At 49.3% G+C, this 16,292-nt stretch carries 12 protein-coding genes; 6 read left to right on the top strand and 6 right to left on the bottom strand.

Translation table 11 applies throughout. From position 1 onward, the window contains the following. The first annotated feature begins 332 nt into the window (after window positions 1–332). The 3 genes from NYE33_RS32075 to NYE33_RS32065 all read left to right on the top strand — a co-directional run bounded on the left by NYE33_RS32075 (window position 333) and on the right by NYE33_RS32065 (window position 3,691). Window positions 333–1,544, top strand: coding sequence for a sensor histidine kinase (locus NYE33_RS32075; protein WP_341069363.1), 1,212 nt, complete (start codon window positions 333–335; stop codon window positions 1,542–1,544). 127 nt (window positions 1,545–1,671) lie between these two features. Then, complete coding sequence (locus tag NYE33_RS32070; RefSeq protein WP_341069361.1) at window positions 1,672–2,892, top strand: copper amine oxidase N-terminal domain-containing protein; 1,221 nt, start codon at window positions 1,672–1,674, stop codon at window positions 2,890–2,892. Between the two features lie 163 nt (window positions 2,893–3,055). Next, a complete protein-coding gene (locus NYE33_RS32065) occupies window positions 3,056–3,691 on the top strand; it encodes a serine/threonine-protein kinase (RefSeq protein WP_042134675.1) in 636 nt (211 codons plus the stop codon). 22 nt (window positions 3,692–3,713) lie between these two features. On the opposite strand, the gene NYE33_RS32060 is transcribed toward NYE33_RS32065, so the two are convergent. Continuing rightward, on the bottom strand, window positions 3,714–4,187 hold the full coding sequence (locus tag NYE33_RS32060; protein ID WP_341069358.1) for a hypothetical protein: 474 nt from the start codon (window positions 4,185–4,187) through the stop codon (window positions 3,714–3,716). Further along, entirely contained in the window at window positions 4,180–4,521 is a 342-nt protein-coding gene (locus NYE33_RS32055; RefSeq protein ID WP_341069356.1) for a hypothetical protein, read from the bottom strand. Before NYE33_RS32055 ends, NYE33_RS32060 begins: the two co-directional genes overlap by 8 nt. A gap of 556 nt (window positions 4,522–5,077) precedes the next feature. Between NYE33_RS32055 and NYE33_RS32050 the strand changes: the two genes are divergently transcribed. Further along, a complete protein-coding gene (locus NYE33_RS32050; RefSeq protein ID WP_042134679.1) occupies window positions 5,078–6,601 on the top strand; it encodes a glycoside hydrolase family 43 protein in 1,524 nt (507 codons plus the stop codon). A 92-nt stretch (window positions 6,602–6,693) separates the two neighbouring features. Here NYE33_RS32050 and NYE33_RS32045 read toward each other — a convergent pair whose 3' ends face one another. Together NYE33_RS32045 and NYE33_RS32040 are read right to left on the bottom strand one after the other, a co-directional pair. Next, window positions 6,694–7,638: an NAD(P)-dependent oxidoreductase gene (locus NYE33_RS32045; RefSeq protein ID WP_341069354.1), complete on the bottom strand. Its 945-nt coding sequence runs from the start codon at window positions 7,636–7,638 to the stop codon at window positions 6,694–6,696. Between the two features lie 57 nt (window positions 7,639–7,695). After that, complete coding sequence (locus tag NYE33_RS32040) at window positions 7,696–8,556, bottom strand: helix-turn-helix domain-containing protein (protein WP_042134682.1); 861 nt, start codon at window positions 8,554–8,556, stop codon at window positions 7,696–7,698. A 129-nt stretch (window positions 8,557–8,685) separates the two neighbouring features. Here NYE33_RS32040 and NYE33_RS32035 point away from each other — a divergent pair, with 129 nt between their 5' ends. Next, window positions 8,686–10,395: an ABC transporter substrate-binding protein gene (locus NYE33_RS32035; RefSeq protein ID WP_341069352.1), complete on the top strand. Its 1,710-nt coding sequence runs from the start codon at window positions 8,686–8,688 to the stop codon at window positions 10,393–10,395. A gap of 86 nt (window positions 10,396–10,481) precedes the next feature. Here the strand turns inward: NYE33_RS32035 and NYE33_RS32030 are convergent, their stop codons facing one another. After that, window positions 10,482–11,498, bottom strand: a complete 1,017-nt coding sequence (locus NYE33_RS32030) for an alpha/beta hydrolase (protein WP_336102148.1) — start codon at window positions 11,496–11,498, stop codon at window positions 10,482–10,484. Between the two features lie 72 nt (window positions 11,499–11,570). Then, window positions 11,571–12,473 (bottom strand): AraC family transcriptional regulator, encoded by a 903-nt coding sequence (locus NYE33_RS32025; protein ID WP_341069350.1) that lies wholly within the window; start codon window positions 12,471–12,473, stop codon window positions 11,571–11,573. A 410-nt stretch (window positions 12,474–12,883) separates the two neighbouring features. Between NYE33_RS32025 and NYE33_RS32020 the strand changes: the two genes are divergently transcribed. Then, window positions 12,884–16,267 (top strand): tetratricopeptide repeat protein, encoded by a 3,384-nt coding sequence (locus NYE33_RS32020; protein WP_341069347.1) that lies wholly within the window; start codon window positions 12,884–12,886, stop codon window positions 16,265–16,267. Window positions 16,268–16,292: the final 25 nt, after the last annotated feature.

Below are 16,292 nucleotides of genomic sequence, written 5' to 3'. Positions count from 1 at the left end.
AATGAAGCAGGAGTTACAAGGATATGATCATTGTGAATACAATCGACAGAAGTAATGCAGAAAGTAAAGAAGCGAGGAGTCTGATCAAAGCAAGTAAATCCTCCTTTAACTGAAATTGGAAAAGTATAATTATGATCGTCTATTAAGATTTTAAAGTATCCAGAGGATGATTACCAACACCCCAAACTACTCCGCCTAAGCGGAAGGCTTGGGGTGTTCTATATTTATACAGATGTATATTTTAAAATTGAAATAAATATGGATTTGCTTTATTTTTAAGCAGGAAAATATAAACATATATTGAATACATCAAGCAAAGAGGGAGGATGGAAATGGGATACAGTGAAAATCAGTTGCGCTCGTCATTAACACCGGCAGTTTCAATGATTCTGAACACTCATTATCACTCTGTAATCATGAAAAACCCCCAATCCGCCTGGTTCATAGAGACGCATAAGGAATTGCTGGATGCAACCTTCACTATGACCTTAATGTCTATAATAGAAGCATTGTTCCTGGGGCCTTCTGATTATGAGCAGTACCTGCATACACAGGAGCAAGAGGGGTTTACGCAAGGGGCTTATACTGCAGAGATATTTGGCGACCATTTTGATATTCTGCTTGAAATGAGCAAAGATTTGAACTTAACCGCCCAGAATATGATGTTTCGGACCATTGAAGCGCTTGTGGATGATTCGGCGAACCGGCTGTTTTTCTATAATCGGCTGATGGAATCCAACTGGACCCGGTTTACCGGCTTCGCTCAAGGTTATTTGTCTAATAAAAACCAGCAGATCGACAATCTGCATGAACAAAAAATTGCGGTTATGGGACAGATGGCCGCAGGCATGGCACATGAAATCCGTAATCCGCTGGCTTCAATCAAGGGCTTCGCCCAGCTTGTGAATAATAGGCTTAATGAGCCTGAGATCAAAGCTAATGAACTGCGTGCCTACATGGATATTACAATTAAAGAGATCGATACGCTGAACGGCTTAGTTACGGACTTCCTGATGCTGTCGCGGAAAGGGGATCATGCGAAGAACAGCGGCGTAGTGTTTAATGTAATCGAGGTTATACATAGAGTGAACAACATTGTGAATCAGCTCATACTTAGCGGCGATATTATTCTGGCAGTGGATTATTCGGATGAGACTATTCTGACTTTCGGAAATGCCTCACAGCTGGAGCAGGTCTTCCTGAATATTCTGAAGAATAGCATTGATTCCTTCACCGCATGCCAAGGCAGGATAGATATTACAGTGACCACGGCGGATGAGACCCATGAAATCATGCTGATCTTCAAAGACAATGGCGAAGGGATACCGCCGGATAAATTAAAACGGATCTTCGATCCGTTCTATACCACCAAGCAAAAAGGGACAGGCATCGGCTTGTCCATCTGTAAACAATTAATTGAAATGTACGGCGGTCAGATTAGGGTAGATTCGGAACTTCAGGCGGGAACCAGCGTGAGGGTAACTTTGCCGTGGGTGTGCGAATCCAATGAGCGTGTGGAGGGTGGTCTGTTAAATGCCCATTAGGGAGCTTTGGTGTGTTGGCTGCTTTTTTAAAAATAACATAATTCGACAAATTCCTATGCATTCATGTGGTATTCTTTGTAAGGTGATTTGGCCGCTGATAAGATTACTAGTTTGAAAGGGGAATTTGATGAATAAAAAATTTATTATCTTTATACTGGCTTGTCTGCTGTTTATGGTTGCCCCGCAACAAAGTTCTGCTGCTGCAGAATATCCAGATGTCAACATCGCGGTTAATGGAGTTTCGCTTGCTGGTTCAGAGCCTTTGTATGTGGAGAAGGGGAACACGCTTGTGTACTACCGGTTTTTCTTTGAGTCACTGGGAATGACCGTGGATATGAATGTGGAATTAGGAAGAGTTTATGTTTTTGACAGTGGGGAGGAAGACGCCAAACCGCTGATTACCTTATGGCTGGGCAGCAAAAAAGTAATGTATAAGGATAAAGAGTTGACACTCCCGGCACCTGTGCGGCGAATCGGAAATCTTACATATATGCCTGTCCGTTCAATCAGTGAAATGTTAGGATATCAGGTAAAATTCAATGTGGACGAGCAGACTATTCTTCTAACGAAGACAATAACCGATGAAGGAGACAAGATCCGTCCTTTATTCGACAGCTTCTTTAAGGAGGGTCAGATCAATCCATCGCGTGAGATATTTACCGGTCAGGGATGGGATATTTATACCACTATTGATTCGGAGATGGGTGTAGATTTCAACTTCCTTCCTTTAAAGGACTCCACTGTCTCAGTAGATAAAATTGGATATCTCTCAGATAATAAAGCTGTCGTCAGAGTAGCGTATAAATCAGCATCCGCCGCATTTAAACGGGAGATTGACTTTATATTCACCGTCACCAAAGAAAAAGAGGATTGGAAGTTAGCCCGTTTATATTTGGAAGGCCCCAAATATGAGGTGGCCAAGGAGGCAACTGCAGGAGGTACAGTCAATGCCGGACAGGGCGGTGAGGCTGCAGCAGTTATGTCGGGTTTGGATGCATATAATCAGGCATGGGCAAATGGAGATGCAGCTGCAATCATTCAGTCAACATCACCGGCTTACATAAGCGAATTTGAAAGCGAGACTGGCCTGCAATTTGAGGATGAGATGGCCCAGCAAGCATACGGCTCTGAGAAACAGAAAGTGGCTGGAACCTATATTCCTTATCTAAGCGCTGATCATGCTGTCGTGTACGCAGCTGAACTGCATAAGGAATGGGATGATAACGATAATCTCGTGGAAGTACCGGTTGACGTAATGTTTCGTATGGATAAAACCGCAGACGGGCGCTGGACAGTACACAGCTTACTGGAACTGGTGGATAGTGAAATGACTATAACTTTACAGTAAATATTATTTATATTAGCGTAATGGATTTCTCCAGGTTGAAGGACCGGTTAGCTGCTGCTGACCGGTTTTTATGCTGCTCCCGGCATGGATTAGCTCAATAGTATGTTTTGGCGTACACTGGAAGGATAGAGCAATTATCGAACTGAGCTGCGGGGTGAGTGGAATGGAGAAGCTGATAGAACGGATCAAGGGTGAGTTATTGGCACAAGCAACGATAGAGAGTGTTGATCCACTGGAACCCGTGAAGGTCCGCAGCGTGCCGAAGCCCTGGAAGGTGCTGGGAACCGGGAATTACGCTGCCGTATTCTATCATCCGGAAGCTCCCGGTTATGCAGTGAAGGTGTACGCCCCGGGCAGGCCGGGCCTTACAGAAGAAGCAGAGGTGTACCGCCGCCTCGGCCGTCATCCGGCATTCTCCGAATGCTATTACAGCGGACCGGACTTTCTGATCCTGAAACGGCTGCAAGGAGTTACCTTCTATGACTCGATGAAACGGGGAATTCTCATCACCGCGCAGGCCATAGAAGATATTGACAGCGCGCTGGGTTATGCCCGGTCCCGCGGACTCCACCCGCATGATGTCCACGCCAAGAATGTGATGGTTCAGGACGGCCGCGGCCTGATCGTAGATATATCCGATTTCCTGAAGGATGAGGACTGCAGCATGTGGGAGGATTTCAAGAAGGCGTATTATCACCTGTACCGGCCTGTTGCCTCCCGCTGGATGTTTCCGGTTCCCCGGCCCATTCTGGAGATCGTCCGCAAGGGCTACCGGTTGTGGCGGCGGTTGAAGGAATAAGCTGGGCGGTCACTTATTTCTATTACCGGAGGATGGAGTAGTAGGCGACCGATTCGTCGATCAAGCGGGATAACGTCAACTCACGGAAGCGGCTGTTTACCGGGTATGGAGTAAAGGCGGCATGAGAGTTTACCTGATGCGCATGTCTTCCGTGCCCCGCGGTAACAGGAACCCTGGCCTGAAGAATGCCGGATAAGGCGGATTGCAGCAATCCAAGCTGACCTGTTGCCCACTCCTGCTCCTTGCGGCGCAAGGTTACCACTATCTCCTCCACTGTTGAATGGTGAATACATCTCAGAGGAGCCCCCCATTTCGTCAAATCAAAGGATTGTCCACTTCGTGTAATCTCGATCTCGCATGCCCCGTAATGAATTTGTTCTCCCCAGGTGAGCCGCAGCAGCAGATATAATGAACCGGCCCGGACCGGTCTGTCGGCGAACGAAGGAGTGGTATCAAATGCAAAGAGTTCAATCTGCGATAGCTTGTTACTATTCATGGATACTGCCCTCCTGAAGTTCCATAGGCACTATTGATGTTAAATGATGGGTTCGTTTCGCCCGGGCCAGATAACCGGTAAGCTGGGCTTCATTCTCGCAAACGGCCGCATGCTCCAGCCAGATACTATATTTAGTTTTACGGACAACAGACAGATGCAAGGGGAATTTGTCACGGGACCGGAGGACATACCAGCCATAAGGCATACTTTTCCAGGGTTCCTTGAAGGCTGTCCAAAAAGCCAGGCGCTTGCGCATCTGCCAGTCACGTTCCTGCTGCTTGTCTCTGATGCTAGTGTAAATATTGTACAGCACCTGTTCAATCGAACAGGACACAACATACCGTTACTTGCCCTCTTCGTACCACAGTACCCCAAAGCTCGTATACTCCAGACTTACCGGATCCAGCATATGCGGATGAATGCCCAAATAATAGGTTTTCGCTGTCTGTATCTCTGCCACTCTTCAAGACTCCCTCCAGTTGCTCACAGGAACTCAGCATAGGTGTTAATGGGAATCATACACGCAGTTCTATTCCATGTAAAAAGCGCAACCGGCCTTAAAGGTCAGCCATAGCACATATCCCGGCAGAAAGTGAGAATAATCCTGCTTATTCTTGGTGTCACCATGGTTTTTCTTCCGTATACGTTAGTTTTTTGCCTTCTTAACGGGATCTTAACTGATGGCAGAATAGTCTTATAAGTTCTTAATCCCGGGGCGGGAGGCCGGAGATCATCTTGAACACCTTGCCGAAATGGGTGAGGCTCTCGAAGCGGGCAATGTCTATATTCTCCTAATCGGGTGACTTGAAAATTAAGGTTTGATATAGCCGGCTCCATTTACAATGGTAGGGATAGTTACAGCTAATTGAAAATGGACAGGAGCGCGGCCAATGCAATATACCAACCCCGTAATCCCAGGATTTCATCCCGATCCCAGCATCTGCCGGGCAGGTGACGATTATTATCTGGTGACCAGCACATTTGAATATTATCCGGGAGTACCCATTTTTCACAGCAGGGATCTTGTTCATTGGCGTCAGATTGGACACTGCCTTACAACGGCCGGACAGCTGCCTCTGGAGAATGCAGGGAGCTCCGGCGGAATATACGCCCCGACGCTCCGCTATCATAACGGCTGGTTCTATATGGTGACCACCAACGTTAGCGGAATGGGCAATTTCTTCGTCAAGACACAGAACCCGGAAGGTCCCTGGTCACAGCCGTACCCGGTTGCGCAGAGCGGCATCGATCCTTCCCTGTTATTCGATGAGGACGGACGCGTCTACTTTCAGTCCGCCCGGGACGGTGAGCAGGGGAACGGGATCTACCAGTGTGAGATTGATATCGAAACCGGGTGTATGCTGACAGAGAGTATGCTGATCTGGAAGGGAACCGGCGGCGCTCATCCCGAGGCTCCGCATGTCTACCGGAATAACGGCTGGTACTATTTGATGATCGCCGAGGGCGGAACGGAATACGGGCATATGGAGACTATCGCAAGAAGCCGCCAGCCTTACGGGCCTTATGAAGCTTGTCCGCATAACCCGATTCTGTCCAACCGCAGTATGCACAGCAGCATACACGCTACGGGTCATGCGGACCTGATTGAAGCGCAGGACGGCAGCTGGTGGGCGGTTTGCCTGGGGATCAGACCGGTCTCTTATCCGATGGGGCATCATTTGGGCAGGGAAACTTTTCTGGCTCCGGTGACCTGGACGGCTGAAGGCTGGCCGGTGATTGGGAACGGCGGCCACATCGAGCCGGTTATGGACTCGCCGCTGCTGCCGGAAGTTCGCTGGCCGGAGAAGCCTGTGCGGGACCACTTTGACGGCACCGGGCTTGGCCTGGACTGGACTTTTCTGCGCAATCCCGCAGAGGGAAGCTGGTCGCTGGAGGAACGGCCGGGCCATCTGGTGCTGCATGGCCACGAGGCCACGCTGAATGAAGCGGCTGCGCCTGCTTTTGTTGGCCGCCGGCTTAGTCACTTCACGGCCAATATAGCAGCAGCGCTGGATTATGAGCCGCAGCATGAAGGAGAAGAAGCCGGGCTTACGGTGTATAAGAATGAGAGGCATCATTATGAGCTGGTCCTCCGCACTGCGAACGGCCGGAGAGTCGCCGTGTTCCGGCGGACGGTCGGTTCGCTTCGGGTGGAGCATGTAGAAGAATGTCCGGCCGGACCGGTTATTCTGAGGATTAAGGCGCTGCCCGGCAGCATAGAAGCCTCGGTTCAAAGCCCGGAGTCCGGGGTGACGGAACTTGGCAGCGGAGAGACACATCATCTCAGCACAGAAATCTCCGGAGGATTCACAGGCGTATTCGTTGCGATGTATGCAACGTCAGGGTCTGGGCTGGCTACTCCGGCGGCGTATGACTGGTTCGATTATGAGCCGCTGGATCAGCCCGCGGTATAGAGTATGGAGCAGCGGTTCATGCATATCTGCTGTATGGACCGCTTCAACTGCTGCCCTGGCGGCGGGGTCACCCGTCCCCGCTGGAGTTTAAACTATAACTGATTGAGCTTGCTTTCAGGCTCTTCATCATTTCCTACACGTTTTATATTATTTATGAAGAAATCATATCTTTTTTTATGGAATTTTCGGCCATCAGGCATTCCTGCTGTATGAGGAGTAAGGATCACATTACCCAGATTCCGGAGCTCACTGTCAATGGGAAGCGGTTCCGATTCAAACACATCCAGGCATGCGCCTGAAATATCCCCGTTTTTTAAGGCATCTATCAAATCTCTTTGGTTGACAATCCCGCCCCGGGCTGTATTGATGAAAAGACTGGTATTCTTCATTTTGCTCAATGCCGCTTTGTTGATCAGCTGTTTGGTTTGCGGAGTCAAGGGTACATGTACACTGACTATGTCCGATGTGCTTAGAAGAGTATCGAAATCTGTCATTTTCACCAAACCGTCAGATTGAGGAGCAGCATGTCTCGCATAAGCCAGCACATTCATATCAAAAGCCCCGCAAAACGCAGCTACTTTTTGTCCGATAGCGCCCAAACCGATAATCCCAATCGTTTTACCGATTAATTCACTCCCTGTATAGTCCAATTGATGTTCATCCAGCTTGTTTTTCATGAAATGATCAAGAAACGGTATGTTTTTATAATAAGACAATATCAGTGCCATTACGTGCTCGGCCACTGCCTGTGCATTCACTCCTGCAGCATTGGCCACCCAAATACCAAGCTGTGTACAGGCAGGGATATCTACATTATCAAATCCTGCACCCGTCTGTACCAATTTTAGTTTTTTGGCGTTAGCAAGCAGGCTGTGATCCACTTTAATATGTTCAGGGATGAGTACCTGGCAGTCTTCAATATGATGCAGCATTTCTTCTCCGGGCGGTACAATAACCACGTTCCAGTCTTGCGGAAAATACCTTACAATATTTGATTTTGCGGTCTCGTTAAAATAGCCAACGATGAGAATCTTCATTACTTAACCACCTTTCATATTTTTAAACATACTGAATAATTTTGTAAAACACAAATACTACTGCTGATTGCGGTAAGCCTTCGGGGACCTGCCGTACGTTTTTTTGAAGAGTCGGGTGAAGTAGTTGCTGTCATTAAATCCGCACCTATAGGAGATTTCGGTAATGGGGTGTCTGGTTTGCCTGAGCAGAGAGCAGGCCTGTTCCAGCCGGAGGCGCTGAATATAAGCAATCGGTGTAGTCTGATAATACGCCTGGAAGATCCGGTTCAAATGCCGGACAGAGATATCGGATTTGGCGGCAATGGAATCAAGGGTAACCGGTTCATGATAGTGATCCTCGATATAGGAGATCGCACTGGCGAGGTGCATCAGGCTGTTGTCCACGCCCTTCTCCTGAGTGTCATAATGTCTGGACAGATAAACGACAAGCTCCATGAATCTGGAGGCGAGCATGGTCTGATAGCCGTGGTGCTTCTGCTCATATTCGGTAATCATGCCGGCCACAAGCGATGACACATATTCCAGGCTGACGATGGGGAGGTTCATTTTGCTTTTATAGGTGTTAATGCTGCGGTAAAAGGGTTCTAATACAAACAGCGCCTGATAGCCGTTCAGCGTTCTTAAGTCCGGTCCGGCCAGCTTGAGCATATCGGCTTTGTACATAATGTTGCAGATCTTGAAATCATACGGGTCCTTATACGCATGCGGAGTACCGCCGTTAATGACGAATACATTGCCTTTCTTGATAAAGGCTTCCTCATCATTGACGATATGCGAAGCATGCCCCTTCAGCACAATCACAAGCTCCGAGAAATCCGCATGCATATGCAGATCCATATCTTCCTCATGGCCGCCGTATTGAATAAAGAACGGGAAATGCTCATCGGTCGTGAACCAGTTCAAATATACATTGCTCATAAAGCTCCCACCTCTGAAATACGTGTTTGTCTATATAATGCTAGTCTGCGACTCGAAAATCAAGGTTATCCGCCAACATCGGCGCTAAAATGAGACTGTAAACGCATTCAGCAAAAGGGGATGAGAGAGATGAAGGCAACACTTTCAAGAAAACTAGGCACGGCGCTTCTGGCAGGCACGCTGCTCATTTCGGCAGGCTGCAGCAGCAATGCGGGCAATAACGCCGGGGATGCTGCGAACGGGAATACCAGCGGAAATGATACAGCTCCGGTCACCTTTACCTTCTTTGGTGCAGATGCCAGTCCGAACTGGAACAAGATGCAGGATGATATCGGCAAAGAGATTACTGCCAAGACAGGGGTTACCCTGAATGCGGAATTCGATGTCGGCAGCGGCGGCGGTCAGGACAAAATCTCCATGATGGCAGCCAGCGGGGATTATCCCGAACTCATCTATGCCAAAGGCGAGCTGGGCAAGCTGGTGGATGCGGAAGCCGTCCTTGATCTGACCGATCTGATCGACAAATACGCGCCTAATATCAAAAAAGTAATGGGCGATAACATGAACCGGATGAAATACAGTAACGACAACCAGGCCATTTACTCGATCCCGACCAATGTCGGTGTGGATAACCAGAATTTTGATGCAACCAACGGCTTTCAGATTCAGCACCGCGTATTGAAGGAGCTTGGCTATCCGGAGGTCAGAACGTTGCAGGATTATGAGAATGTGCTTAAGGAATATGCGGCCAAGCATCCGACCACGGACGGGCAGCCGACCATCCCGATGACGGTGAACGCGGACGGCTGGAAGGTTATGATAACCGTCACCAATCAGGGGGATGTCACTACAGGCGGAACCAATGACGGCGAATATTATGTGAATCCGGAAACGTACGAGACGATGCTGCATTATAAGAAACCGGAGGAGAAGGAGTACTTCCGCTGGCTGAACCATATGTATAATGAAGGGCTGCTCGATAAGGACTCTTTTGTCCAAAAGGATGATCAATACAAAGCCAAAATCGCCAGCGGCCGGGTACTGGGTCTCACTTCTGTAGAATGGGAATATCAGGATGCGGAAAATGCCCTCAAAGCGGCTGGCAAAGATGAGTATACGTATGCGCACTTCCCGGTGACACTGAGTGAGAAGTATAAGGATCATGCGATGCAGTCAGTAGGAGTGGACGGCTATGGCATCAGCATCACCACTGCCTGCAAGGATCCGGTCCGCGCAATTAAATTCCTGGACTGGCTGTCCTCGGAAGAAGGCCAGGTGCTGAGAAACTGGGGCATCGAAGGCAAACAATACAATGTGGACAATGGACAACGTGTCATTCCTGCTGACATTCTCGACCAGAAGGTTAACGATGCCGCAAATTTCACCAAGAATACAGGGATTGGCTTATATTCCATCCTGGGTGTCCGCTACGGTGACGGGGTGAAGGATTCCACGGATAATTACTATACCACGAACTTCCCCGAACAGATCCTTGCCGAATATTCGGATGCAGAGAAGGAAAGCCTGGCCGCTTATAAAGCGACAACCTGGAAGGATCTCTTCCCTGCGGAGGATGAATTCCCGGTCAAAGAGTGGGGCGCGCTGTACAACATGCCGGTGCCAACCGATGGGGACTACCAGGTCATCTATCAAAAAACACAGGATATCGTCCACAAGCGCATACCGGAAGCCATCCTCGCCAGCACAGCCGAGTTCGATACAATCTACGATGATTTCATTGCAGAGCTGAACAAAGCCGGTGCTGAGAAGATGGAGAAGGAATATACGGAGCTGGTAAAAGCGAGAGTGGAGCTGTTTACCGGGAAGGATGTTGAGTAGGAGCATATGAAGAAACAGCGGCAATCCGGGACGGGGAAATAAGGTCCCGGATTGCCGCTGTTTGATTTAGCTGCCGCGCTCAATTTCTATGGCTGCGATTTATCGTTTAGAAATTTGACAACCTCTTCATAGGCGATTTGCGCAGGCTCCGTCTGTAGTTGGTAGATATAATCATGAGGCAATTTATTTCCGCTGCCTGTCCAATAAACACTTGTAACGTCAACACTCTTAGCTCTGAGAACGGCGTCCATTTCGTAGGTTTGAGGTTCCAGAGGATCAGCATCACCTGCGGTTATAAATGTTGCCGGATATTCGGAGGTGATATTTTTTACAGTTGAAAGCTCGTCTAATCTGGAGTAGTTTTCGTAATCTTTCTGTCCAGTGTAACTCCAGGCATATTTTCTAAACCCGGGGAAGTTATCCCGTGCTACAGTATCAAAGTCATATACACCATTCAATAACAGTAAGCCTTTCACGTTTGCAGCCGGTATATCCAAATTTACCCCGACTTGCTGTTCAAGAGTGGGATTAGTAATCATCGCTCCCAGCTGACTTGATATTTGCGCACCCGCTGAGTTACCGCCGATGAAGAGCTTTGCAGGATCTGCATTGTATTCCTCAGCATGAGTCTGCAGATAATGGATTGCTGCTGCGGCCTGCTGTATGGGAGCCGGATATCTGTACTCAGGAGCGAGCGAATAATCCAGGGAAGCCACAACATATCCTTCCGACGTTAAGAGTTTCGAGAAGGAACCCACTTGTTTCGCAGTACCTACGGTCCAGCCGCCGCCATGTATGAATAAAATCAGGGGCTTAGGCTTGTCTGATTCAACGCCAAAGGTATACATGGTTATCTGCGCATCGGGTAAACCCTCGACAGGAATACTGATTACGTCACTAACTTCAACATCTATGATTTGTTCAGCGTACGGACCCACATTTACAGCATTCTCCTGGGTACTAATTAATGCTCTAAAAATAGCCACAAAAGGACGCGGTGTTAGCTGGTTTACAACGACAATTGCGATGATCAGGATAGCTATAATACTTAATGTGATTCCGGTTTTCCTGCCGATCCTGAATTTTTGAACTGATATGTTCATGGTGCCCTCCTAATGAGATTTCTTTGGGTCGAACCGGAATTTAAAAGGTACATTAATCGTTGTGAAGGAATGTTAGCCCTTTGGTATTTTCCGGTAGCTTGAAGGAGAGAAGCCCGAAATCTTCTTAAAGAGCCGGGAGAAATAATAAGGATCATGAATACCCACGGCCGAGCTGACCTCTTTAATGCTCAGTTCAGTAAGATCCAGAAGATGACCTGCCCGCTGGATCTTGAGCCGCAGGAAATATTCAATCGGAGAGACTCCGGTTTCGGAATTAAACAAATAGATCAGATGCTGTTTCGATACTCCTACATGGTTAGCCAGCTCAATGAGTGAAATGGAGCCGCCCATGTGTCCATTCATGTATTGAACCGCCTGCTCCAGATAAGTTTCGCGTTTCTTCTCTTGTGCGGATTTCCCGGCGCTCAGGCCAATTCCGGAGAGCAGCTGCCTTACGGTCTGCGCAACATGTATATGTGTAGTCAGGGCATAAGTCCGTTCGGCCAGCATCTCAAAGGCAGGGACGAACCATTCAATTAAACGGGCTTTACCGCTTGGTGATAATGAGAGGGGAGCATTAGATAAACCGAACAGCTGCACCAGTCTATTCGCGTGGCTTCCTTTGAAATGAAACCAGTAGATACTCCAGGGGTTCTCCTGCATTGCCCCATACCTGTGTGCGGTTTCGGGAGGAATAATCATCATGTCTCCCTGCTGCAGGTGCATGCGTTCTCCATGATTCAGCTCGATCCAGCCCGCTCCGGCTTCGCAAAAGATAAAGATATGCGACGGGCTGCCTTCCAGGCGTTCCCTGAAATGATACTGGGCGTTAGGGAAATAACCGATGTCCGTAATAAATAAGGAAGCAGTCAGCTCCTCCTGCTCCAGCTCCTTCATCCAGTATTCCGGAAGCACATATAGCTTCTCCTCGACAAACCCTTCAGGCTTGCGAATATGGTCATGGTCATGATTCATTCCAGTCCCTCCTAAGTAAGGCTATATGTAAATTGCATTATAGACTACAACCCAACAAGTAACCCACTATTGACATAGAAATGTTGTACGTTGTGCAACTTGGATGCCTAGATACCGGGGGGTTAGGGAGAATTGTTGTACGAAATACAAGAATTTCCCCGTTAGGCTGCCCGAAAGAGGAGAATTGTTGCCTTTGATACAACAATTTCGGATTATGGCCGAGATCATGAGCGAAATGTTGTATTATGTGCAGGATTAAAGTAATCAGATCCCCCACTCTAACCCATCAAAGGGTTATTCGAATTAATTTGAATAAGAATATAATCCATCACTTCCCGCATTTCGTCAATTGGAACCTTCCCCGGCAGACGCTAAAGTATAACTATCAAGACTAGGGAGGCAGTTTAAGCATGAAGCAAGAAGCTGTAGAGCATACATTGGAGGCGTCTCCAGCCGGATCTGGCCAAATCCAAGTTCGGGTGTGGGAGACAAGTGTGTTGATTCCTACGTATGAGGCGGGAGAAGCTGACCCCAATCCTATGTTTCTGGAGAAAAGAGTCTATCAGGGAAGCTCAGGCCGCGTGTATCCTCACCCGGTAATCGAGTCCATCTCGGATGTGAAGGCCGATAAAAACTACAAGCTGGTGATCCTGGAGAATGAATACGTCCGGATTGAAATTATGCCGGAAATTGGCGGCAGAATCTACCGGGCTCTCGACAAGACCAATAATTACGACTTCGTCTACTATAACCGGGTCATCAAGCCGGCACTCGTTGGCCTGGCCGGGCCTTGGATTTCCGGGGGGATTGAATTCAACTGGCCGCAGCATCACCGCCCGAATACCTTCGGTCCGGTAGAATACCGGTATGAGCAAACCGAAGATGGAAGCGCTACAGTATGGGTCAGTGAAATTGACCGGATGTACGGCACCAAGGTTACCGCCGCCTTCAAGCTATATCCGGGCAAAGCTTACCTGGAGATTAATGCTCAAGTTTACAACCGGACACCTCAGCCGCAGACCTTCCTGTGGTGGGCGAATCCGGCTGTGGCGGTCAATAATCATACGCAATCGGTGTTTCCTCCGGATGTAACTGCCGTATTCGACCATGGCAAGCGCGATGTATCCCGGTTCCCGATCGCGACCGGCACCTATTACAAACAGGATTATTCGGAAGGTGTAGATATTTCCCGCTACAAGAATATCCCGGTCCCGACTTCTTATATGGCTTATAAATCCGATTATAATTTCGTCGGCGGCTATGATCACGGCGTAGAAGCTGGGCTGCTGCATGTGGCGAATCATCATGTTTCGCCCGGCAAGAAGCAATGGACCTGGGGCAATGGAGAGTTCGGCCAGGCGTGGGACCGTCAGTTGACCGATGAGGATGGCCCGTACATTGAGCTTATGACTGGCGTATACACGGACAACCAGCCTGACTTTACCTGGCTGCAGCCTTATGAGGAGAAGACCTTCAGGCAATATTTCATGCCTTACAAGCAAATTGGGGTCGTGAAAAATGCTTCAATTGACGCAGCTGTCAACTTGGAGATTGATGCTGAATCCGGTCAGGCATTGGTTAAGGTGTATGCGACCTCAAAGCTGAAGCAGGCAGTCGTAGAACTTAGCGGGGCAGCCAACTGCTACCTGCGTGAGACGGTGGATGTGTCCCCGGTGGATGTGTATCAGACAGTTATAACACTGGAGAACGGTGAGCAGGAGCATGACTTGAAGCTGTCCGTCCGGAATGCGGAAGGCCGACTGCTGATCTCCTATCAGCCGAAACGTCCGGATATTGAGCGTATTCCCGATGCTGCCAAGCCGCTCGCGGCGCCGGAAGAGCTGCGTTCAGCAGAGGAGCTGTATCTGGCAGGCCAGCATCTGGAGCAATACCGGCACGCTACGTTCGAGCCGGAAGCCTACTATCTGGAGGGCTTGAAGCGGGACAGCGGAGATATCCGGCTGAATGTGGCATATGGAATCCTGCTGCTGCGCCGCGGACTTTACAAGGACGGTGAGCAGCATTTCCGCAAAGCGATCGAGCGGTTGACCTGGCGGAACCCTAACCCTTATGACAGCGAGGCTTACTATCAGCTGGGTGCCGCACTTCGCGGCCAGAACCGTTTGGACGAGGCCTATACTGCTTTTCACAAATCAGTCTGGTCGGCAGCCTGGCAGGATGCAGGTTACTACTCTCTGGCGCAAATTTCAAGTCACAAGGGAGAGTATGCGGAAGCGCTTGACCAGGCGGAACGTTCGCTGATCCGCAATTCACGCAATTACAAAGCCCGTAATCTGAAGGCAGCTATGCTCCGCAAGCTTGGATTATTGGAGCAGGCCAAGGCATTCGCTATGGAAACTATGGGTCTGGATATCGCTGATTTCGGTGCCTATAACGAGCTGGCGCTGGCACTGCGTGCACTGGAAGACACTGCTGGTGCTGAAAAGGTTCTGTCCGAACTGCATCTGCTTATGCGCAGGGACGCACACAACTATCTTAATCTGATCTCAGACTATATGGACAGCGGCCTGCTGCCAGAAGCCATTGAGATTGGCGAAAGAGCTGTTCCTGCCGGAAGCTCCGTGTATCCGGTGCTGCATTACGTTCTTGGAGAGCTGTATGCACGTACGGGGCAGCTTCAGAAGGCAGAAGAGCAGCGCCGTGCCGGCCAGTCCGCAGATCCAGCCTATTGCTTCCCTAACACTTTGTTTGAGCTGGCACTGCTGGAGAGCACCGTTGAGGCCAGTCCGGAAGATGACAAGGCGCATTACTATCTGGGCAACTTCTTTTATGATAAAAAACGCCCGGAGGAGGCTATCGCAAGCTGGGAGCGTTCACGGGAGCTTCGGGGGGATTACGCTACTGTTCACCGTAACCTGGGACTCGCCTATTTCAACAAGCAGGACAACCCGCAGGCGGCCATGGCTTCGCTTGAGCAAGCGTACGCCTGCTCTCCGGAAGATGTGCGGATACTGTTTGAACTGGACCAGCTCCGCAAGAAGCTGGCCTGGACCTCAGCAGAGCGCCTCGCCATTCTTGAAACGAAGCGCGGCCAGGTGGAGCGGCGTGATGATCTTTTCGTCGAATATGTTACGCTGCTTAACAATCTTGAACGGTATGATGAAGCTCTCGTAGCCTTAAGCTCACGGAATTTCCACCCTTGGGAAGGCGGGGAAGGCAAAGTAACCGGACAATACAAGTTCGCCCATACGGAGCTTGGCAAACAGCATCTGCAGGCTGGACTTTACGGGGAAGCGGTTGCCCGCTTCAAGCAGGCTCTCGTCTATCCGCTGAATCTGGGTGAAGGCAAGCTGGAGGGTGCCCGGGAGAACAATATCTACTATTACCTCGGTATGGCCTACGAAGCTCTGCAGCAGAAACAAGAAGCCATCGCCAGTTATGCCATAGCTTCACAGGGACTGGATGAACCGGCAAGCGCGATGTTCTACAACGATCAGCCGCCGGAAATGATTTTCTACCAGGGGCTGGCGTGGCTGAAGCTGCATAATGAGAAGGAAGCCAAATGCCGCTTCAATAAACTGATTGATTATGCGGAGAAGCATATTTTTGATGAGATCAAAATGGACTACTTTGCGGTGTCGCTGCCGGACTTCCTGGTATTTGAGGATAACCTGGACCGCCGCAATGTGATTCACTGCCGGTATATGCGCGGACTGGGATTGCTTGGACTCGGACGTACCCTAGAAGCTGCTGAGGAGCTGGAAACGGCTCTATCCATGGAGCCTAATCATCAAGGTGCGATGATTCACCGCCGCTTATGTGTACAGAAGTGAAGGGTCAGATCGGGTTAGAATACAC

This window comes from Paenibacillus sp. FSL R10-2199 (assembly GCF_038000235.1).
GTDB classification, from domain to species: domain Bacteria; phylum Bacillota; class Bacilli; order Paenibacillales; family Paenibacillaceae; genus Paenibacillus_AQ; species Paenibacillus_AQ phytohabitans.
The sequence above is the reverse complement of the archived record's forward strand: the minus strand, read 5'-3'. Positions and strand labels throughout refer to the sequence as shown.

Coding starts and splice junctions, on each gene's coding strand:
- NYE33_RS32060 (WP_341069358.1), bottom strand. CDS start 4,187: ATGAATAGTAACAAGCTATCGCAGATTGAACTCTTTGCATTTGATACC.
- NYE33_RS32020 (WP_341069347.1), top strand. CDS start 12,884: ATGAAGCAAGAAGCTGTAGAGCATACATTGGAGGCGTCTCCAGCCGGA.
- NYE33_RS32065 (WP_042134675.1), top strand. CDS start 3,056: ATGGAGAAGCTGATAGAACGGATCAAGGGTGAGTTATTGGCACAAGCA.
- NYE33_RS32050 (WP_042134679.1), top strand. CDS start 5,078: ATGCAATATACCAACCCCGTAATCCCAGGATTTCATCCCGATCCCAGC.
- NYE33_RS32045 (WP_341069354.1), bottom strand. CDS start 7,638: ATGAAGATTCTCATCGTTGGCTATTTTAACGAGACCGCAAAATCAAAT.
- NYE33_RS32030 (WP_336102148.1), bottom strand. CDS start 11,498: ATGAACATATCAGTTCAAAAATTCAGGATCGGCAGGAAAACCGGAATC.
- NYE33_RS32035 (WP_341069352.1), top strand. CDS start 8,686: ATGAAGGCAACACTTTCAAGAAAACTAGGCACGGCGCTTCTGGCAGGC.
- NYE33_RS32025 (WP_341069350.1), bottom strand. CDS start 12,473: ATGAATCATGACCATGACCATATTCGCAAGCCTGAAGGGTTTGTCGAG.
- NYE33_RS32070 (WP_341069361.1), top strand. CDS start 1,672: ATGAATAAAAAATTTATTATCTTTATACTGGCTTGTCTGCTGTTTATG.
- NYE33_RS32075 (WP_341069363.1), top strand. CDS start 333: ATGGGATACAGTGAAAATCAGTTGCGCTCGTCATTAACACCGGCAGTT.
- NYE33_RS32040 (WP_042134682.1), bottom strand. CDS start 8,556: ATGAGCAATGTATATTTGAACTGGTTCACGACCGATGAGCATTTCCCG.